17 protein-coding genes are annotated in these 19,359 nt (G+C 63.2%); 11 read left to right on the forward strand and 6 right to left on the reverse strand.

Features of this window, described 5'->3' with window-relative positions:
* Positions 1-145: 145 nt before the first annotated feature.
* From FQ668_RS22415 to FQ668_RS22430, 4 genes are all read right to left on the reverse strand, one after another.
* The gene (locus tag FQ668_RS22415; RefSeq protein ID WP_019437278.1) at positions 146-1,030 is read right to left on the reverse strand and encodes a ChaN family lipoprotein; all 885 of its coding nucleotides are present in this window, start codon (positions 1,028-1,030) and stop codon (positions 146-148) included.
* 102 nt (positions 1,031-1,132) lie between these two features.
* Complete coding sequence (locus FQ668_RS22420) at positions 1,133-1,900, reverse strand: heme ABC transporter ATP-binding protein (protein ID WP_014592388.1); 768 nt, start codon at positions 1,898-1,900, stop codon at positions 1,133-1,135.
* On the reverse strand, positions 1,900-2,883 hold the full coding sequence (locus FQ668_RS22425) for an iron ABC transporter permease (protein ID WP_178095732.1): 984 nt from the start codon (positions 2,881-2,883) through the stop codon (positions 1,900-1,902). The genes FQ668_RS22420 and FQ668_RS22425 overlap by 1 nt, the downstream gene beginning before the upstream one ends.
* A 50-nt stretch (positions 2,884-2,933) precedes the next feature.
* On the reverse strand, positions 2,934-3,818 hold the full coding sequence (locus FQ668_RS22430) for a hemin ABC transporter substrate-binding protein (RefSeq protein WP_019437280.1): 885 nt from the start codon (positions 3,816-3,818) through the stop codon (positions 2,934-2,936).
* Positions 3,819-3,966: 148 nt separating this feature from the next.
* Between FQ668_RS22430 and FQ668_RS22435 the strand changes: the two genes are divergently transcribed.
* Positions 3,967-4,284: a Rieske (2Fe-2S) protein gene (locus FQ668_RS22435; protein ID WP_014592391.1), complete on the forward strand. Its 318-nt coding sequence runs from the start codon at positions 3,967-3,969 to the stop codon at positions 4,282-4,284.
* On the opposite strand, the gene sfsA is transcribed toward FQ668_RS22435, so the two are convergent.
* Positions 4,274-4,987 (reverse strand): DNA/RNA nuclease SfsA, encoded by a 714-nt coding sequence (gene sfsA / locus FQ668_RS22440; RefSeq protein ID WP_014592392.1) that lies wholly within the window; start codon positions 4,985-4,987, stop codon positions 4,274-4,276. The genes FQ668_RS22435 and sfsA overlap by 11 nt on opposite strands.
* Positions 4,987-6,159, reverse strand: coding sequence for a pyridoxal phosphate-dependent aminotransferase (locus FQ668_RS22445; protein ID WP_019437281.1), 1,173 nt, complete (start codon positions 6,157-6,159; stop codon positions 4,987-4,989). Before FQ668_RS22445 ends, sfsA begins: the two co-directional genes overlap by 1 nt.
* A gap of 210 nt (positions 6,160-6,369) precedes the next feature.
* Between FQ668_RS22445 and dksA the strand changes: the two genes are divergently transcribed.
* The 10 genes from dksA to pgi all read left to right on the forward strand — a co-directional run bounded on the left by dksA (position 6,370) and on the right by pgi (position 19,217).
* The gene (gene dksA, locus FQ668_RS22450) at positions 6,370-6,816 is read left to right on the forward strand and encodes an RNA polymerase-binding protein DksA (RefSeq protein WP_003250009.1); all 447 of its coding nucleotides are present in this window, start codon (positions 6,370-6,372) and stop codon (positions 6,814-6,816) included.
* 63 nt (positions 6,817-6,879) lie between these two features.
* Positions 6,880-7,767 carry a tRNA glutamyl-Q(34) synthetase GluQRS gene (gene gluQRS / locus FQ668_RS22455; RefSeq protein WP_033724692.1) on the forward strand — a complete coding sequence of 296 codons (888 nt, stop codon included), beginning with the start codon at positions 6,880-6,882 and terminating at the stop codon, positions 7,765-7,767.
* Positions 7,768-8,012: 245 nt separating this feature from the next.
* Entirely contained in the window at positions 8,013-8,189 is a 177-nt protein-coding gene (locus tag FQ668_RS22460; RefSeq protein ID WP_003250005.1) for a hypothetical protein, read from the forward strand.
* Complete coding sequence (locus FQ668_RS22465) at positions 8,173-11,148, forward strand: sensor histidine kinase (RefSeq protein WP_019437283.1); 2,976 nt, start codon at positions 8,173-8,175, stop codon at positions 11,146-11,148. The genes FQ668_RS22460 and FQ668_RS22465 overlap by 17 nt, the downstream gene beginning before the upstream one ends.
* A 4-nt stretch (positions 11,149-11,152) precedes the next feature.
* Positions 11,153-12,595 (forward strand): sigma-54 dependent transcriptional regulator, encoded by a 1,443-nt coding sequence (locus tag FQ668_RS22470; protein WP_003249998.1) that lies wholly within the window; start codon positions 11,153-11,155, stop codon positions 12,593-12,595.
* A 967-nt stretch (positions 12,596-13,562) separates the two neighbouring features.
* Positions 13,563-14,945 carry a polynucleotide adenylyltransferase PcnB gene (locus FQ668_RS22485; RefSeq protein WP_014592396.1) on the forward strand — a complete coding sequence of 461 codons (1,383 nt, stop codon included), beginning with the start codon at positions 13,563-13,565 and terminating at the stop codon, positions 14,943-14,945.
* Positions 14,942-15,421, forward strand: a complete 480-nt coding sequence (folK, locus tag FQ668_RS22490; RefSeq protein ID WP_010955348.1) for a 2-amino-4-hydroxy-6-hydroxymethyldihydropteridine diphosphokinase — start codon at positions 14,942-14,944, stop codon at positions 15,419-15,421. The genes FQ668_RS22485 and folK overlap by 4 nt, the downstream gene beginning before the upstream one ends.
* Before the next feature lie 262 nt (positions 15,422-15,683).
* Positions 15,684-16,484, forward strand: coding sequence for a 3-methyl-2-oxobutanoate hydroxymethyltransferase (panB, locus tag FQ668_RS22495; protein WP_014592397.1), 801 nt, complete (start codon positions 15,684-15,686; stop codon positions 16,482-16,484).
* Positions 16,481-17,344, forward strand: a complete 864-nt coding sequence (panC, locus tag FQ668_RS22500; protein WP_014592398.1) for a pantoate--beta-alanine ligase — start codon at positions 16,481-16,483, stop codon at positions 17,342-17,344. The genes panB and panC overlap by 4 nt, the downstream gene beginning before the upstream one ends.
* A 208-nt stretch (positions 17,345-17,552) precedes the next feature.
* Positions 17,553-19,217 carry a glucose-6-phosphate isomerase gene (pgi, locus tag FQ668_RS22505; protein ID WP_014592399.1) on the forward strand — a complete coding sequence of 555 codons (1,665 nt, stop codon included), beginning with the start codon at positions 17,553-17,555 and terminating at the stop codon, positions 19,215-19,217.
* The last annotated feature ends 142 nt before the right edge of the window (positions 19,218-19,359 follow it).

A 19,359-nucleotide genomic window follows, 5' to 3' on the forward strand; every position in this document is an offset into this window, starting at 1 on the left:
TTATGATTATCACAACTGGTCGCGAGACTGGTTGGATAAGCTAAGAGCCCCTGGTTCGGACTCTCAGATTATCTCCTCATCAGGCTAATCACGGTTATTGACCCGGCAATTTGCCGGGTCTTTTTTTGCCTGTGCTTTTTCAGGATCAACGCCGCAGCTGCGCGCAATAGTCCTGCTCCGGCATCGCTGCCGTGTACCACACATAATCAGCCTCGCCAGGCTCGATTCGCTCGCCCACCTCAGCCAGCAGCAATACCTTGCTCTCCCCCGACGCCCTCAGGTCAGCCAGATGCAAGGGTATGCCCAGGTCCTTGCGCACATGGTAAGCCCCGGCAAACAGCAGCGCCGGTTGCGGTGCCGCCTGCAAACGCTCGGCCATGCGCCGGTCGCGCTGCTGCTGAACGGCCAGCATCGCCGGTAACTGGTTTTCCGGCAGCATCCCGCAATGCCCGGCGCGCACCTGTTCCAGCAAGGCAGCCTTTACCGCGGGTGCATTGGACTTTTCACCCTGCACCGGAGCTGGTTGTCGATAGGCCTGACGCATCTCGGCGGGCGAAAGGTTGGCTGCCAGCAACGTCACCCGATGCTGCAAGGCTTCAGTGACAATCGGCCCGTACAACTGCCAATCCCAGCCCTCCTGCCAGGCCAGCGCCTTGGGCAAGTCTTCCGGCAAAGGCTGCCCCGCCAGCTTGTCCACCCGTGATTGCTGTTCGGGCTGCAGCATCTCCAGCAGCAGGCTGCCCTGGGTGCGCTGGCCTTGCAGGGCGCGCAGCAGCCACAGTTGCAGCGCGTGATGGTCAGGGTTGTCGTGCTTCTCGCCGACAAGCACTCGGGATGCGTCAGCCAGGCGCTGCACCAGCGTTTCAGGGCTTATGACCTGCTCATTGGACAGGTCGACAATTTTTCCCAGCTGGGCGTGCGTGCGACCTTCACTGCTCTGCCAGGCGGGCAACGGCGGCAGGCTGGCCTGACAGCCGCCTATCGCCAGTACCAGGCTCAGCGAGAAACCGGACAGCAGCGGGTGTCGCATCGGCAGTTACTCCATGTCATCCACAATTTGAATGGCCTGCTCCGGGGGCGGACCTGTCGCGAGACTAGGCCGCTTCCACAAAGGCCGTGCACGGTTCGAGAATCAACGGGTGATGATCAGCGGATGCCCGCGCTCGGGGTGCGCCTGCACCAGTACGTCGATACCGTACACCGCTTTCAGGGCCGCAGGGGTCAGTGCCGCTTCGGGCGTGGCAAACGCATGGCAGCGCCCCTGCTCCAGCAACAGGATACGGTCACAGTAACGCGCCGCCAGGTTCAGGTCATGCAGAATCACCAACACTGCAGCACCGCAGTCGGCGAAGCGGCGTACGGCTTCCAGGGTGGTGTGCTGATGCAGCGGGTCGAGCATCGAGGTTGGTTCATCGAGCAACAACGTGCTGCCCTCCTCCCCCGGCCATAGCTGCGCCAGCACGCGGGCCAGGTGTACCCGTTGCCGCTCGCCACCGGAAAGTGCCAAGTAGCTGCGCTCCACCAGGTGCCAGGCATCTGCCGCCCGCAACGCCGCTTCGACAATTTCCGCATCGCGCCGCTGACCGGTGCCATGAGGCATGCGCCCCATGCCTACCACTTCCTCCACCCGAAACGAGAAACCCAGGCTGGACACCTGCGGCAACACTGCCAGGCGCCTTGCCCGTTCCTGTCCGGCCCAATCGGCCAGCGGGCGGCCCTGAAGCGTTACCCGCCCACGGCCGGGGGCCAGCTCACCGCACAGCACACTCAGCAGACTGCTCTTGCCGGCACCGTTGGGGCCAAGCACACCCACGACCTGCCCCGCAGGCAACTGCAAGTGAATGTCGTGCAGCACCTCATTGCTGCCCCTGCACAGATACAGGCCCTCAACTTGCAACATCAGCCGCGCCCTCGCATCAGCAGGAACAGGAAGAACGGCGCACCGATGAAGGCCGTGACGATACCAATCGGCAGCTCGGCAGGCGCCAGCAGCAGCCGCGCCGCCAGGTCGGCAAACAACATCAGCACCCCGCCGGCCAGCAGCGAGGCTGGCAGCACCACACGGTGATCGGGCCCGGCCAGCAGGCGTACCAGGTGCGGCACTACCAGGCCGATAAAGCCGATCAACCCGGCTGCAGCCACTGCCGCCCCCACCCCCAGCGCCGTGCAGAACACCAGTTCACGCTTGAGCCGCTCCACGTCAACGCCCAGGTGGCGCGCCTCCGACTCACCCAGCAACAGGGCATTCAGTGCCTTGGCCCGGCGCGGCAACCACACCGCCACCCCTGTCGCCACCAGCAATAATGGCCACAGCCGCTCATAGCTGGCGCCATTGAGGCTGCCAAGGTTCCAGAACGTCAGCGTGCGCAAGGTGGCGTCATCGGCCAGGTAAGAGAACAGCCCCACGGCCGCGCCACCTAGCGCGGTCATGGCCACGCCAGCCAATAACATCGTGGCGACGTTGGTCTGGCCATCGCGGCGCCCCAGGCGGTAGACCAGCGCAGTTACCCCAAGCCCGCCGACAAAAGCGCAGAACGACAGCAGATAAGGTGCGAAAGCATCCGGCATGCCGCCAAACCAAGCGCCGCCGACAATGGCAACCGCTGCCCCCATCGCGGCGCCGGCGGCAACCCCTACCAGCCCGGGGTCGGCCAGCGGGTTGCGGAACAGACCCTGCATGGCCACCCCGGACAGAGCCAGCACCGCGCCCACCGCCAACCCCAACAGGGTGCGCGGCAGGCGGATCTGGCCAAGGATCATCTCGGCCTGCTGCAGGCCATCTTCGGAAACAGGCAGCCCCAACAGGCGCAGGCCAGCGCGCAGCGTATCGAACATTGGCAGGCTGACTGGCCCCAGCGCCAGTGACAGCCAGGTCGCCAACAGGCACAACAGGCTCAGGCTAATGAACAACGTGCGTGGCGAAACCCTTTGTTTCATTGTGCGAAGCTGGCCTGAGCAGCCGGGTAGAAGGCGGCTGCCAGCGACTGCAAGGTCGCCGGTAGCCGAGGCCCGAGCCCGCCGACCAGCAGCGTCGGGTCCAATGAGACCAGGCGTTTCTCACGCACGGCCCGCGAGGCAGCCAGCGCGGGGTTTTCTTTCAACAGCGCCTGCAAGGCCTGTTCATCGGCCAGCGCCCGGTCGGAAAACACGATCACATCCGGGTCAAGCGCCGCCAAGGCTTCGTTGGAGAAGTTCTTGTAGCCTTGGTGCGCGGCCAGGTTACGCCCACCCGCCTGGCCCAGCAGCCAGTCACCGGCAGTACCTTGCCCGGCGATCAGCGGCTTGGCCCCGGCATGGCCGACCAGCAGCAACACCCCAGGAGCCTGCTGCCCGGCCTGGGCCAGCTTGACGTTGGCACGCAACGCATCGAGCCGTTGGCGGTAGTCCGCTGCAAGCACGGACGCTTGCTGCTCTGCACCGAGCAACTGCCCCAGGTGCCTGAGGTTTTCATCTACCGCCGGCAGCTCGGCCTTGCTGGAGAACAACTCGACCCGCACGCCGGCCTTGCGGATTTGCGCCAGTACCGGTGGCGGCCCCATCTCCTCGGTGCCCACCAGCACATCCGGGCGCAGGCTGAGAATGCCTTCGGCCGACAGTTGTCGCTGATAACCCACACTGGGCAAGGCTTTCAACGAGGCCGGGTGCTGACTGGTAGTGTCCACACCGACCAGGCGCGCTTCACCTCCCAATGCGGTTATCCACTCGCTCAAGGCGCCACCCGAGCTGACCCAGCGTTGCGGCAGCTCGGCTGCCAAGGCTTGGGTAGAGAGCACAAGGCTTGCACACAGAGCGAGAAAAGCAGCTGGACGGCGCATCATCGGGTTCCTTCTGAAGACGGGCTACACGCCTTGTGGCGAGCGGCGGAACTGCGCACCATAGGCAGCCGGGCGCAGCGAATGCGATCAATTTGATAATTATTCGCATTGGAGCGTCAAGCCATCACGTGTTTCACGGGTCATCCTTGCCATGCACTTCCTTTGTACATCCCTCGGCCTCGCCGAGGGCCAAAGCCGCGCCTTCAGCGTAGACGGCCTCGAACTGTTCGGCGTGCGTCGCCAAGGCCAGGTGTACCTGTACCGCAACCGCTGCCCGCACCGGGACATCCCGCTGAACTGGGCAGAGGACGCGTTTCTGGATGACAGCGCCAGCCTCATCCACTGCGCCCATCACGGTGCACTGTTCCTGATAGAAAGCGGCGAATGCGTGGCAGGCCCCTGTGAGGGTGAGCAGCTGCAGCCCCTGGGCTGCCACGAAGACAGCCAGGGCATCTGGTTCAAGGGGTAAGCAGCACCGGCAAGCGGCGATCGATGACGATGCCCTCGGCGTCCAGCCGAGTGCCGTAGGCCAGCACCTCCACCCCGTCCGCTACAGCAGCGCGCAGCGCCTGGGCGTAGGCCGTATCGATTTCTTCAGCCGGGCGCACAGCGTCGATACCGGTCAGGTTCACGCAATACAGTTGCACGGCCCGCACGCCCTGCCGGGCCAGCTTTGCCAGCTCACGCAGGTGTTTCGCACCGCGTTGAGTCACCGCATCAGGGAAGGCCGCAACTGCAGTGTCGGGGTAGCCCAGCGTCACGCTCTTGACCTCGACATAGGCCGGGGCACCCTCGAACTCCAGGCGAAAGTCGATACGGCTGCCTTCTTCGCCATAGGCCACTTCGCGCTTGAGTGCAGTGAAACCGGCCAGTTCAGTGATCATGCCAGCGCGCAGGGCCTCTTCGACCAACGCATTGGCCCGCCCGGTATTCACGCAGGCCAACCGCCCCTGGGGGGTTTCGCTGATTTCCCAGGTCCCTGGCAGCTTGCGCTTGGGGTCGTTGGAGCGGCTGAACCACACCTGCCCACCTTCACGCATGCAGTTGAGCATGGAGCCGGTATTCGGGCAGTGGATAGTCATCTGCTCGCCGCTGGCCAGTTCGATATCGGCCAGAAAGCGCTTGTAGCGACGCAGCAGGCGGCCCTGCTCGAGTGAAGGAGAGAAACGCATCAGCCTTGCCAGCTCTGCAGGCCACGGGCAATACGTTGCACCGCTTCTTCCAGGCGCGGCAGGCTCTGGGTATAAGCGAAGCGCACATGGTGCCCGGCCAGGTGGCGACCAAAGTCCAGGCCCGGCGTGAATGCCACGTGCTCGGTTTCCAGGAAGTGTCGGCAGAATGCGAACGCGTCCCCGTTAAAAGCGCTGATATCGGCGTACAGGTAGAACGCGCCTTGCGGCTCGACGGCGATGCGGAAGCCCAGTTCACGCAGAGCGGGCAGCAGGTAATCGCGACGGCGGGCGAATTCGGCGCGGCGCTCTTCGAAAATGGCCAGCGCCTCGGGCTGGAAACAGGCCAGCGCGGCATGCTGAGCCATGCTCGGCGCACTGATGTACAGGTTCTGCGCCAGTTTCTCCAGGTCGGCGACCGCACCGGGCGGAGCCACCAGCCAGCCAAGGCGCCAACCAGTCATGCCGAAATACTTGGAAAAACTATTCAGGACGAATGCCGAGTCATCGACTTCCAGCACGCTCGGCGCGTCCATGCCATAGGTGAGGCCATGGTAGATCTCGTCCACCACCAGATGGCCATGCCGCTCATGGGTGGTTTTGGCCAGGCAGGCCAACGCTTCGCGCCCCAGCACGGTACCGGTGGGGTTGGCCGGCGAAGCGACCAGGGCACCGACGGTGTCCTTGTCCCAGTAGCGCTCAACCAGGTCGGCAGTCAGTTGGTAGTTCACATCCGGGCCCACCGGTACCAATTGGGCCCCGCCCTCGACCAGGCGCAGGAAGTGGCGATTGCACGGGTAACCCGGATCGGCCAGCAGCCAATGCTTGCCCGGGTCCACCAGCAGGCTGCTGGCCAGCAGCAGCGCGCCGGAGCCACCTGGGGTAATAAGGATGCGTTCCGGGTCGATGTTCAGGCCATAGCGCTGCCCATAAAAGCCGGCAATTGCCTCACGCAGTGCCGGCAGACCGCGTGCGGCGGTGTAGCGCGTGTGCCCGGCGGCCAGCGCGGCCTGGCCGGCCGCGACGATGGGTGCGGCCGTGGTGAAGTCCGGCTCGCCGATTTCCAGGTGGATCACGTCGTGCCCGGCCGCCTGCAGCTCGTTGGCCCGGGCCAGCAGCGCCATGACGTGGAAAGGTTCGATGGCGCGGCTGCGCGCACTGTAGGGTTGGGCCATGACCTTCTCTCAATTGGGTCTAAACTGGAGATTCTACCTCTGCACACCACCGAACGTACCGCTCAGGCCGGTGTCAACTAGCAGGATCGGGCGGGGTAGCGCACCCCCGATCTATCTGGTAAGTTCGGCGGCTCGCAGTCGCAGGGCCGGCGGTCGCCGGAGATGGAGCATCCTGCGCATTGGATCAGATGAGTGAGAGGCGGTCTATTCATGTCCACCCTAGAAAAGCAAAAAGCCAACCAGAATCTTTATGGGGTTGCACCCTATCAGGAGACCAAGGGTGAGGAGTACATGGGTGAGCCCATGCGCAAGCACTTCACCAAGATCCTCACTGGCTGGAAGCAAGAGCTGATGGTCGGCGTCGACAAGACCGTTGACCATATGAAAGAAGAAGCAGCCAACTTTGCAGATCCCGCAGACCGCGCATCCCAGGAAGAGGAATTCGCCCTCGAACTGCGCAACCGCGACCGCGAGCGCAAGTTGATCAAGAAAATCGATAAAACCCTGCAGAAGATTCAGGACGAAGAGTACGGCTGGTGCGAGTCGTGCGGCATCGAGATCGGCCTGCGCCGCCTGGAAGCCCGCCCTACCGCCGACCTGTGCTTCGACTGCAAGGAAATTGCCGAGAAAAAGGAAAAAACGGTCGGCAAAGGCTGATCTTTCTTCCACCTGAACGGGGCGCATCATGCGCCCCGTTTCATTTATATGCCCAGCCTGACCATGACCGACTCCAGCTACATCGGGCGCTTCGCCCCCACCCCCAGCGGCTTCCTGCACTTCGGCTCGCTGGTCGCCGCCCTCGCCTCGTGGCTCGATGCCCGCGCCGTCAACGGCCGCTGGCTGCTGCGCATGGAAGACACCGACCCGCCCCGGGAGATGCCCGGCGCCCGCGATGCCATCCTCCAGACGCTGGAACGTTACGGCCTGCAATGGGATGGCGAGGTGGTATTCCAGAGCCAGCGCCACGATGCCTATGCTGCCGTGGTAGACCGCCTGTTCAACATGGGCCTGGCGTACGCATGCACCTGCTCGCGCAAGCAGCTGGAACGCTACAACGGCATCTACCCGGGCTTTTGCCGCAACGCCGGGCATGCCCGTGAAGGGGCAGCCATCCGCTTGCGGGTGCCAGAGCTGATCTACCGCTTTACCGACCGAGTGCAGGGTGAATACCAGCAACACCTGGGGCGTGAGGTGGGCGATTTCGTCATCCAGCGTCGTGATGGGTTGTACGCCTACCAGCTGGCCGTGGTGCTGGACGATGCCTGGCAGGGTGTTACCGACATCGTGCGTGGCGCCGACCTGCTCGACAACACCCCGCGCCAGCTGTACCTGCAGGAGTTGCTGGGCTTCTCACAGCCGCGTTACCTGCATATTCCGCTGATCGTGCAGCCGGATGGGCACAAGCTGGGCAAGTCGTACCGTTCGCCGCCACTGCAGGCGGAGCATGCTACCCCCCTGCTGCTGCGGGCATTGCGGGCGCTGGGGCAGGAGACAGACCCGGAACTGCTGTTGGCGACACCGGCAGAGGTGCTGGCAGTCGCGCGCACGCAATGGCGGCCGGATGCGATCGCGCAGCGGACCACGGTGCCAGAGGCTGATCTGCGCTGAACCTTTACCGGCCTCTTCGCGGGCGCGCCCGCTCCCACAGGGTCCCCAGTAAACCTAGAGGCAACGCTTTACCTGTAGGAGCGGGTTCACCCGCGAAGAGGCCGGCACATTCATTCCACCTCTCAAAAACAAAAGCCCAGTAAATTCAAACCCTTGGCGAACGCTGTGGATTCCCGCTAGCATCCCCCCTGCCATTTGCGCCAATAATAAGTTCAAGCCCGCAGCGCCCAACCATCGAGGCCAGCATGTACATCTATCGTTTGGTCCTGCTTCTGGTCGTGGGGATCTACCTGTTCTCCCCGGCCATCATGGACTGGTGGATCGAACCGACCGGAGCCTGGTACCGCCCCTACCTGCTCTGGCTGATCCTGATCGTCGTCACCTTCATCCTGCAGAGCCAAAGAGATGCCGATGAGCTTTAGCCTGACCCAGATGATCCTGATCAGCGCCGGGTACCTCATGGTGCTGTTCGGCGTGGCCTGGATCAGCGAGCGCGGGCTGATCCCGCGTTCGATCATTCGCCACCCACTTACCTACACCCTGTCGCTGGGCGTCTACGCCAGTGCCTGGGCCTTCTATGGCTCGGTTGGCCTGGCCTACCAGTACGGCTACGGCTTCCTTGCCTGTTACCTGGGGGTTTCTGGCGCATTCCTGCTGGCGCCGGTGCTGCTCTACCCGATCCTCAAGATCACCCGCACCTATCAGCTGTCATCGCTGGCCGACCTGTTGGCCTTCCGCTTCCGCAGTACCTGGGCCGGGGCCTTGACCACCATCATCATGCTGATTGGCGTGCTGCCATTGCTGGCCTTGCAGATCCAGGCGGTGGCCGATTCGATCAGCATCCTTACCGGTGAACCGGTCAAGGCCCGGGTGGCCTTTGCCTTTTGCACACTGATCATTCTGTTCACCATCTTCTTCGGCTCGCGGCACATCGCCACGCGCGAGAAGCATGAGGGGTTGGTATTCGCCATCGCCTTCGAGTCGGTGATCAAGCTGCTGGCCCTGGGCGGTATCGGCCTGTATGCCTTATATGGCGTATTCGGCGGCCCGCACGAGCTGGAAGTCTGGCTGCTGCAGAACCAGACCGCCCTCGCCGCCCTGCACACCCCCCTGCAGGAAGGCCCATGGCGCACCCTGCTGCTGGTGTTCTTCGCCTCGGCCATCGTCATGCCGCACATGTACCACATGGCCTTTACCGAAAACCTCAACCCGCGCTCGCTGGTCAGCGCCAGCTGGGGCCTGCCGTTGTTCCTGCTGCTGATGAGTCTTGCCGTGCCGCTGGTGCTGTGGGCCGGCCTGCGCCTGGGCGCCAGCACCAACCCCGAGTACTTCACCCTGGGCCTGGGCATCGCCGCCAACAACCAGGCATTGGCACTGCTGGCCTACATTGGCGGCCTGTCGGCAGCCAGCGGCCTGATCATCGTCACCACCCTGGCGCTATCGGGCATGGCCCTGAACCACCTGGTGCTGCCGCTTTACCAGCCACCGGCCGAGGGCAACATCTACCGTTGGCTGAAGTGGACCCGCCGTGCACTGATCGTCGCCATCATCACCGCCGGCTTCATGTTCTACCTGAGCCAGAACTACCACCAGAGCCTGGCCAACCTGGGCATCGTCGCCTTCGTCGCCACCTTGCAGTTCCTGCCTGGGGTGCTGTCGGTGCTCTACTGGCCAACCGCCAACCGCCGCGGTTTCATCGCCGGGCTGCTGGCCGGCACCCTGGTGTGGATGGTGACCATGCTGCTGCCACTTCTCGGCAACTTGCAGGGCTTCTACATTCCGCTGGTGGACATGATCTATGTGCTGGACGACACCAGCTGGCACATGGCAGCCATCGCCTCGTTGGCAGCCAACGTGCTGCTGTTCACCCTGATCTCACTGTTCACCAACGCCAGCACCGAAGAGGTCAGCGCGGCCGAAGCCTGTGCCGTGGATAACGTGCGCCGCCCGCAGCGCCGCGAGCTGCACGCTGCCTCGCCGCAGGAATTCGCCACCCAGCTGGCCAAGCCGCTGGGCGCCAAGGCCGCGCAAAAGGAAGTCGAGCAAGCACTGCGCGACCTCTACCTGCCGTTCGACGAACGCCGCCCCTATGCCCTGCGCCGCCTGCGCGACCGCATTGAAGCCAACCTGTCCGGCCTGATGGGACCGAGCGTGGCTCAGGACATGGTCGAGACTTTCCTGCCGTACAAGTCCGGTAACGAAAACTACGTGACCGAAGACATCCACTTCATCGAAAGCCGCCTGGAAGACTACCACTCGCGCCTGACCGGGCTGGCCGCCGAACTCGATGCCTTGCGCCGCTACCATCGCCAGACCCTGCAGGAATTGCCCATGGGCGTCTGCTCACTGGCCAAGGACCAGGAAATCCTGATGTGGAACAAGGCCATGGAAGAGCTCACCGGCATCGCCGCCAAGCATGTGGTCGGCTCGCGCCTGGTCACCATCGACGAGCCTTGGCGCGGCCTGCTGCAAGGCTTCATCAACGTGCCCGACGAGCACCTGCACAAGCAGCGCCTGGCGCTGGACGGTCAGCCGCGCTGGCTGAACCTGCACAAGGCAGCCATCGACGAGCCATTGGCCCCCGGTAACAGCGGGCTGGTACTGCTGGTGGAAGACCTTACCGAAACCCAGGCACTGGAAGACAAGCTGGTGCACTCCGAGCGCCTGGCCAGCATCGGCCGCCTGGCCGCCGGCGTGGCCCACGAGATCGGCAACCCGATCACCGGCATCGCCTGCCTGGCGCAAAACCTGCGCGAGGAACGCGAAGACGATGGCGAAATCATCGAGTTGTCCAGCCAGATCCTTGACCAGACCAAGCGCGTATCGCGCATCGTCCAGTCGCTGATGAGCTTCGCCCATGCCGGTGGCAGCCACCAGAACAGTGAGGAGCCGGTGTGCCTGGCCGAAGTGGCACAAGATGCCATCGGTCTGCTGGCGTTGAACCGGCGCAATTTCGAAGTACAGTTCTTCAACCTTTGCGACCCGGACCATTGGGCCGAAGGTGACCCGCAGCGCCTGGCCCAGGTGCTGATCAACCTGCTCTCCAACGCCCGCGATGCCTCGCCGCCCGGCAGCGCCGTGCGCGTGCGCAGCGAGGTTAACGAGCACACCGTCGACCTGATCGTCGAAGACGAAGGCAGCGGGATTCCGAAGAACATCATGGACCGCCTGTTCGAACCCTTCTTCACCACCAAGGACCCGGGCGAAGGAACCGGACTGGGGCTCGCTCTGGTCTATTCCATCGTGGAAGAGCATTATGGGCAAATCACCATCGACAGCCCGGCCGATATCGAACGGCAACGTGGCACCCGGATCCGCGTGACCCTGCCCCGGCATGTCGTAGCGACGTCCCCTGAAATTCGAGACCGTCGAGAGAATTGAATCAATGCCGCACATTCTGATCGTCGAAGACGAAACCATCATCCGCTCGGCCCTGCGCCGCCTGCTTGAGCGGAACCAGTACCAGGTCAGCGAGGCCGGCTCGGTGCAGGAAGCCCAGGAACGCTTCAGCATTGCCACTTTCGACCTCATCGTCAGCGACCTGCGCCTGCCAGGCGCGCCCGGCACCGAGCTGATCAAGCTCGGCCAGGGCACCCCGGTACTGATCATGACCAGTTACGCCAGCCTGCGCTCAGCGGTGGACTCGATGAAAATGGGCGCGGTGGACTACATCGCCAAGCCCTTCGACCACGACGAGATGCTGCAGGCAGTAGCGCGTATTCTGCGTGACCGGCAGAACGCCCCCGCTGCTGCACCGCCTGCCGAGCCACGCGCCAGCAATGGCAAGGCTACAGCGCCCGACAAAGGCAGCGCGGCAACGGCCAATGGCGAAATCGGCATCATCGGCTCGTGCCAGCCCATGCAGGACATGTACAGCAAGATCCGCAAGGTCGCGCCTACCGACTCCAATGTGCTGATCCAGGGCGAGTCGGGCACCGGTAAAGAGCTGGTGGCCCGCGCCCTGCACAACCTGTCTCGCCGGGCCAAGGCACCGATGATCTCGGTGAACTGCGCGGCCATCCCCGAAACGCTGATCGAATCCGAACTGTTCGGCCACGAAAAAGGCGCGTTCACCGGCGCCAGCGCCGGGCGCGCCGGCTTGGTGGAGGCCGCCGATGGCGGTACGCTGTTCCTCGATGAAATTGGCGAACTGCCGCTGGAAGCCCAGGCTCGACTGCTGCGTGTGCTGCAGGAAGGCGAGATACGCCGCGTAGGTTCGGTGCAGTCGCAAAAGGTCGATGTGCGCCTGATCGCCGCGACCCACCGCGACCTGAAAAACCTGGCCAAGGCCGGCCAGTTCCGTGAAGACTTGTATTACCGACTGCACGTCATCGCCCTGAAGCTGCCGGCCCTGCGTGAGCGGGGCAGCGACGTCAACGAGATCGCCAACGTCTTCCTCGCCCGCCAGAGCGCTCGCATCGGCCGCGACGACCTGCACTTCTCGGCCGAGGCCGAGCAAGCCATTCGTCACTACAGCTGGCCCGGTAACGTGCGTGAACTGGAAAACGCCGTGGAGCGCGCGGTGATTCTCAGCGAGAGCGCAGAAATTTCCGCCGAGCTGCTGGGCATCGACATCGAGCTGAGCGACCTGGAAGAGGATGACATCCTCGACAATGCCCTGGTGGTGGCCAACGCGGGCAATGCCAGCCACGAGCCGACCGAAGACCTGTCGCTGGAAGACTACTTCCAGCACTTCGTGCTTGAACACCAGGACCACATGACCGAGACCGAACTGGCACGCAAGCTCGGCGTCAGCCGCAAGTGCCTGTGGGAACGCCGCCAGCGCCTGGGCATCCCACGGCGCAAGAGCAACGCTACCAGCGAATAACCGACCTGCGCACCGTACGCCGTAGCCTATGCGGCGTCGGTGAGACCGAGCGCCGCCCGCGCGGCGCTTCGCGGCTAAAGCCGCTGCTACATTTGTTTCGGGCCAGCCCCTCCTGTGCCACACGCGCGCGACCGCCTTGTTGTATGACGCAATCTCGAGCCATGCGCCAAGGCGTTTGCGCTCAAATCCCACAGAAAAAATTGGCCCAAACAAATGTAGGAGCGGCTTTGGCCGCGAAGCGCCGCGCGGGCGGCGCTCGGTCTCACAGGCGCTGAACGTGTCACGGCGAACACCCAGGTAACACCTTACCTCCCGTAAAAATCTGTTACCCAAGCTTTCCGCCGTAACAGTCCCCGAGGCGTACGGTAACGAAATTGCGACATTTTGGACCTGCCAAAAACTGCAGAACCCGCTCAACCCATTGATTTTATTGAGTTTTGAAAAGTTGGCACGGCACCTGCTATATGTTTGGTACAAGAACAATAACAAGCACTGCAACTCAGAATAAGAACAAGACGAAACGGCTCACGCACAATAAAAACAAGATGGCGGAGGCGCAGCTAACTGATTCTTTTGGAGAGGATGCGTGTTTGGGGCTTGCCCCACAACCAGGCAGAGAACAACAAAAACTGCACTAAAAGCAGCGCCTGAACTGGTTGGATCGACAGATCAACGTGTCATCAGCGGCCAAAGCAATCCGTTTGCTCTTTACCCCCGGTTTGGGGGTCGTCCACAAGCTTCGAGATTTGTGGGCAGGGCACTCAACAAAAACAAGAAGCCCAGCAAAAAAACAATAAGAGCACGTAACGACTTCTTGGGGAGCTTAGGCTCCCCTTGTCGTTTCTACCCTTCTGGCAGGCATCCTGCTACCCGCCTACACCATTCCCCGAGTAAATGCTAGAATCCCCGCCCATCATGCGGCCATTCTCCTATTCTTGGCCGAACATTCCTTCACACAGTGCATCCCATGCTGAAGAAGCTGTTCCAGTCTTTCCGCCCGCCCGTACCGGGCCCGCACCACAGGCGCACCACGCCCGAGGTGATCAACAAGAGCCAGCACTCGCTGCAGCGCCACCAGTTCAGCCGTCATGCGGTGAACATCGTGGAGCGCTTGCAAAGCGCCGGCTACCAGGCTTACCTGGTCGGTGGCTGTGTCCGCGACCTGATGCTGGGCATCACGCCGAAGGACTTCGACGTCGCCACCAGTGCCACCCCCGAACAGGTCCGTGCCGAGTTCCGCAACGCCCGTATCATTGGTCGTCGCTTCAAATTGGTCCATGTGCATTTCGGCCGTGAGATCATTGAAGTTGCCACCTTCCGCGCCCATCACTCCGAGGACGATCAGGGCGATACCCACCGTTCGTCGCATAACGCCAGTGGCCGCATTCTGCGAGACAACGTGTACGGCACCCTGGAAGAGGACGCGCAACGCCGCGACTTCACCATCAACGCCCTGTATTACGATCCGGTCAGCGAGCGCATTCTCGATTACGCCAACGGTGTGCACGACGTGCGCAATCGCCTGCTGCGGCTGATCGGGGACCCGACCCAGCGCTACCAGGAAGACCCGGTGCGCATGCTGCGCGCGGTGCGCTTTGCCGCCAAGCTCGACTTTGGCATCGAAAAGCACACCTACCTGCCGATTCGCGGCCTGGCCCCAATGCTGCGCGAGATTCCACCCGCGCGCCTGTTCGAGGAATGCCTCAAGCTGTTCCTCAGCGGCCAAGGTGCCATCGCCTTCGAAATGCTGGTGGACCTGGAGTTGTTCGAACCGCTGTTCCCGGCCAGTGCCCACGCGCTGGACGAGCGGCCGACCTACACCCACACGCTGATCAGCCAGGCACTGAACAACACCGACCTGCGCGTGAAGCAGGGCAAGCCGGTGACGCCAGCCTTCCTGTTCGCTGCTCTGCTCTGGCCAGCTCTGCCGGCCCGTGTGCTGCACCTGCAGAACCAGGGCGTGCCGCCGATCCCGGCCATGAACGGTGCGGCCCACGACCTGATCGCCGAGCAATGCGCGCGCATTGCCATCCCCAAGCGTTTTACCCTGCCGATCCGCGAGATCTGGGACATGCAGGAGCGCCTGCCGCGCCGCAGCGGCAAGCGCGCCGACATGCTGCTGGACAACCCGCGTTTCCGCGCCGGTTACGACTTCCTGCTGCTGCGTGAGAGCGCCGGGGAAGAAACCGACGACCTGGGCCAGTGGTGGACCGATTACCAGGAGGCAAACGACAGCGAGCGCCGCGAGATGATCCGCGAGCTTGGTAGCCGCGACGAAAGCGCCGGCCCGCGCAAGCGCAAGCGCAGCAGCAGCAAACGCAAGCGCAGTGGCGACGAGGCGTTCGAGTGACCATTCGCGCCTACGTAGGTTTGGGCAGCAACCTGGACGCACCTGCCGAGCAGCTGCGTAGCGCCTTGCAGGCGCTGGACCAGGTCGAAGCCACGCGCCTGGTAGCCGCCTCGGCCCTGTACACCAGCGATTCGCTGCTGCCCGGCCAACCACGCTACACCAATGCTGTCGCCGCCCTGGACACCGCCCTGGCACCACTGGCATTGCTCGATGCGCTGCAGGCCATCGAAAACGACCAGGGCCGCGTACGCAAGGAACGCTGGGGCCCACGTACGCTGGACCTGGACATCCTGCTGTTCGGTGACCAGGTGCTCGACCAGCCACGCCTGAAAGTGCCGCATTACCACATGCATGCCCGCCCGTTCGTGCTGTACCCGTTGGCCGAACTGGTACCGGGGGATTTCCGCCTGGCCGATGGCCGCGCCCTCGCGCAACTGCTCGACGAATGCCCGTTCGTCGGCCTGGAACGCCTGTAGACCGGGCGTTCCAGCCTGCATCGCCACCTCGGTAACGCCAGTAACACCCTGATCGTAACAATGCGGTAACAGGGTGATTGACTTCCCACACCTCGCTCACGACTATAGGCGTCCCGTGTGGCACCAAAGTGCCGCATACCCGTATTTAGGCCCGGACGGACCTGTGCCCGAACATCACGCGCGATGATGTGCCGCTCCGGAAGATGACTACACGCGTTGAATGCAGTCGTTTTTTACAGCGCCTGAACGAGGAATTTCCTACATGCCTGAAGTAACTCTTACCACCCTTAACGGCCTCAAGGCCAAGGGTGAAAAAATCACCATGCTGACCTGCTACGACGCGACCTTCGCCAAGGCCGCCAGCCAGGCCGGCGTTGAAGTGTTGCTGGTGGGCGACTCGCTGGGGATGGTCCTGCAGGGCCACGACAGCACCTTGCCGGTAACTACGGCGGACATGGCCTACCACACCGCCAGCGTCAAACGCGGCAACGACGGCGCGCTGATCCTCACCGACCTGCCGTTCATGGCCCACGCCACCCCGGAGCAGGCCTTTGCCAACAGCGCCATGCTGATGCAGGCAGGCGCCCACATGGTCAAGATCGAAGGCGCAGCCTGGCTGGCCGAAACCATCCGCTTGCTGGCCGAACGTGGTGTGCCGGTGTGCGCGCACATGGGCCTGACCCCGCAAACCGTCAACGTGCTGGGCGGCTACAAAGTGCAGGGCCGCCAGGAGGCCCAGGCCCGGCAGATGCGCGCCGACGCCATTGCCCTGGAACAGGCCGGTGCGGCCATGCTGCTGCTCGAGTGCGTACCCAGCGAACTGGCGGCGGAAATCACCAATGCCGTTGGCATCCCGGTAATCGGCATTGGCGCCGGCAGCGCCACCGATGGCCAGGTACTGGTACTGCACGACATGCTCGGCCTGTCGCTGAGCGGCCGGGTACCGAAGTTCGTGAAGAACTTCATGCAGGACCAACCGGATATCCATAGCGCCCTCGTCGCTTACGTCGAGGCGGTCAAGCAAGTCAGTTTCCCAGGCAGCGAACACGGGTTCAGTGCATGAATACAGTCAAGACCGTCCGCGAACTGCGCGCGGCAGTGGCCCGCGCGCGCGGTGAGGGCAAACGCATCGGTTTCGTACCGACCATGGGCAACCTGCACAGCGGCCATGCGGCCTTGGTGACCAAGGCTGCCCAGCGCGCCGATTTCGTGGTCGCCAGTATCTTCGTCAACCCGCTGCAGTTCGGCGCCAACGAAGACCTCGACAAATACCCTCGTACCCTGGCAGCCGACCAGGAGCGCTTGGTACAAGCCGGCTGCAACCTGCTGTTCGCGCCCACCGTGGAAGAGATGTACCCCGACGGCATGAGCGTGCAAACCCGCGTCAGCGTGCCCCAGCTTTCCGAAGGCCTGTGCGGCGCCAGCCGGCCTGGGCATTTCGAGGGCGTGGCCACCGTGGTGAACAAGCTGTTCAACATGGTCCAGCCAGACCTTGCCGTGTTCGGCGAGAAGGACTATCAGCAGCTGGCGGTGATCCGCGCCATGGTGCGCGATCTGAACATGCCGATCCAGATCATCGGCGAACCCACCGTGCGTGCCGAAGATGGCTTGGCGCTGTCGTCGCGCAATGGCTACCTCACGCCAGAGCAGCGTACTGCTGCGCCAGCGCTGTACCGCACACTGCAGCACATTGCAGCGGGCATCGGCCGTGGCCAGCGGGATTTTGCCGCACTGGTCGCTGAAGGCCAGGCGCAACTGAGCGCAGCAGGTTTCCGTCCGGATTACCTGGAAGTACGCCATGCCGTAAGCTTGCGCCCGGCAGTGATCGATGATCGAGACCTGGTGGTGATTGCGGCGGCTTACCTGGGTAACACACGGTTGATCGACAACCTCTACCTGCATTTGGAAGAGAAGACTGCATAACGGTCTTGGGCTCCCTTGCAGCCCATTCGCGGGCAAGCCCGCTCCTGCACGTTTATCTGTAGGGGCGGGCTTGCTTGCAATGCCCCACCAAAATCCCCCTGCCATACCCATTCCCAGCACGTGGCCTTTGCCTATAATGGTGCCAGCCTGAACCCGGCAACGACTGCCGTGTCCAAGCCCTCACCACGCACCAAGGGAACCCCGCGCAATGGCGTATTACCGTACACCCCACGATGTGACGGCCCTGCCCGCCTGGCAGGCGCTTCAGAAACACCGCGACGCCATGCAAAGCTTCAGCATGCGCGAAGCCTTCGCCGCCGATGCCAAGCGCTTCGACCAGTTTTCCCTTAGCGCTTGCGGCCTGTTCCTCGACTACTCAAAAAACCTGATCACCGAGCAAAGCCGCGATCTGCTGGTCAACCTGGCCAATGAAGTGGGCCTGCAGGACGCCATCAAGTCGATGTTCGGTGGTGAGATCATCAACGCCTCCGAAGGCCGCCCGGTGCTTCACACCGCCTTGCGCCGGCCCGTAGGTGACAAACTCAGCGTCAACGGCGTGAACGTAATGCCGGAAGTGCACAAGGTGCTCAACCAGATTACCGAACTGGTTGGCCGCATTCACGATGGCCTGTGGCGCGGCTACAGCGAAAAACCGATCACCGACGTGGTCAACATTGGCATTGGCGGTTCGTTCCTCGGCCCCGAGCTGGTTTCCGAAGCGCTGCTACCCTACGCCCAGCGCGGCGTGCGCTGCCACTACCTGGCCAACATCGACGGCAGCGAGTTCCACGAGCTGTCGGCCAACCTGCGCGCCGAAACCACCCTGTTCATCGTCTCGTCGAAGTCGTTCAACACCCTCGAGACGCTGAAAAACGCCATGGCCGCGCGTACCTGGTACCTGGCCCAAGGCGGCTCGGAAGCCGAGCTGTACCGCCACTTCATTGCCGTATCCAGCAACAAGGCCGCTGCTGTAGCGTTCGGTATCCGCGAAGAAAACATCTTCCCGATGTGGGACTGGGTGGGCGGGCGCTACTCGCTGTGGTCGGCCATCGGCCTGCCGATCGCCCTGGCCATCGGCACTGCCAACTTCAAGGAACTGCTGTCCGGCGCCTACACCATGGACCAGCACTTCCAGACCGCACCGTTCGACAAGAACATGCCGGTGCTACTGGCCCTGCTGGGCGTGTGGTATGGCAACTTCTGGGATGCGAACAGCCACGCGATCCTGCCGTACGACCACTACCTGCGCAACATCACCAAGCACTTGCAGCAGCTGGACATGGAATCCAACGGCAAGAGCGTATTGCAAGACGGTACCCCGGTGAAGACCGACACCGGGCCGGTAATCTGGGGCGGCGTGGGCTGCAACGGCCAGCATGCCTACCACCAGTTGCTGCACCAGGGCACCCAGTTGATTCCGGCCGACTTCATCGTGCCGGTGGTGAGCTTCAACCCGGTGGCCGACCACCATCAGTGGCTGTACGCCAACTGCCTGTCGCAGAGCCAGGCGCTGATGCTGGGCAAAACCCGCGAGGAAGCCGAAGCCGAATTGCGCGCTAAAGGCCTCAACGAAGCGGACATCGAAAAGCTGGCCCCGCACAAGGTGATCCCGGGTAACCGCCCGAGCAACACGTTGGTGGTCGAGCGCATCAGCCCGCGCCGCCTGGGCGCGTTGGTGGCGATGTACGAGCACAAGGTGTTCGTACAGAGCGTTGTCTGGGGTATCAACGCCTTCGACCAGTGGGGCGTCGAGCTGGGCAAGGAACTGGGCAAAGGCGTTTACCAGCGCTTGGTCGGCAGCCTGGAAGACAGCGCCGAAGACGGCTCCACCCAAGGCCTGATCAACTACTTCCGCGGCCGTCACCGCGGTTGATCCGAAGCTTGTGCCGGCCTCTTCGCGGGTAAACCCGCTCCTACGAGGCAACGCATTACCTCGTAGCAGCGGGTTTACCCGCGAAGAGGCCGGCCCAGGTTGAACACCGCTCCCAGCTACACTGTCTTATCGAATAGCCGTT

Origin of the sequence: Pseudomonas sp. Kh14, from assembly GCF_900291005.1 — a bacterium.
Classification (GTDB): domain Bacteria; phylum Pseudomonadota; class Gammaproteobacteria; order Pseudomonadales; family Pseudomonadaceae; genus Aquipseudomonas; species Aquipseudomonas alloputida.

Coding starts and splice junctions, on each gene's coding strand:
- gluQRS (WP_033724692.1), top strand. CDS start 6,880: ATGACCGACTCCAGCTACATCGGGCGCTTCGCCCCCACCCCCAGCGGC.
- FQ668_RS22445 (WP_019437281.1), bottom strand. CDS start 6,159: ATGGCCCAACCCTACAGTGCGCGCAGCCGCGCCATCGAACCTTTCCAC.
- FQ668_RS22470 (WP_003249998.1), top strand. CDS start 11,153: ATGCCGCACATTCTGATCGTCGAAGACGAAACCATCATCCGCTCGGCC.
- FQ668_RS22415 (WP_019437278.1), bottom strand. CDS start 1,030: ATGCGACACCCGCTGCTGTCCGGTTTCTCGCTGAGCCTGGTACTGGCG.
- panB (WP_014592397.1), top strand. CDS start 15,684: ATGCCTGAAGTAACTCTTACCACCCTTAACGGCCTCAAGGCCAAGGGT.
- sfsA (WP_014592392.1), bottom strand. CDS start 4,987: ATGCGTTTCTCTCCTTCACTCGAGCAGGGCCGCCTGCTGCGTCGCTAC.
- FQ668_RS22485 (WP_014592396.1), top strand. CDS start 13,563: ATGCTGAAGAAGCTGTTCCAGTCTTTCCGCCCGCCCGTACCGGGCCCG.
- FQ668_RS22460 (WP_003250005.1), top strand. CDS start 8,013: ATGTACATCTATCGTTTGGTCCTGCTTCTGGTCGTGGGGATCTACCTG.
- FQ668_RS22420 (WP_014592388.1), bottom strand. CDS start 1,900: ATGTTGCAAGTTGAGGGCCTGTATCTGTGCAGGGGCAGCAATGAGGTG.
- panC (WP_014592398.1), top strand. CDS start 16,481: ATGAATACAGTCAAGACCGTCCGCGAACTGCGCGCGGCAGTGGCCCGC.
- FQ668_RS22465 (WP_019437283.1), top strand. CDS start 8,173: ATGCCGATGAGCTTTAGCCTGACCCAGATGATCCTGATCAGCGCCGGG.
- dksA (WP_003250009.1), top strand. CDS start 6,370: ATGTCCACCCTAGAAAAGCAAAAAGCCAACCAGAATCTTTATGGGGTT.
- FQ668_RS22430 (WP_019437280.1), bottom strand. CDS start 3,818: ATGATGCGCCGTCCAGCTGCTTTTCTCGCTCTGTGTGCAAGCCTTGTG.
- FQ668_RS22435 (WP_014592391.1), top strand. CDS start 3,967: ATGCACTTCCTTTGTACATCCCTCGGCCTCGCCGAGGGCCAAAGCCGC.
- pgi (WP_014592399.1), top strand. CDS start 17,553: ATGGCGTATTACCGTACACCCCACGATGTGACGGCCCTGCCCGCCTGG.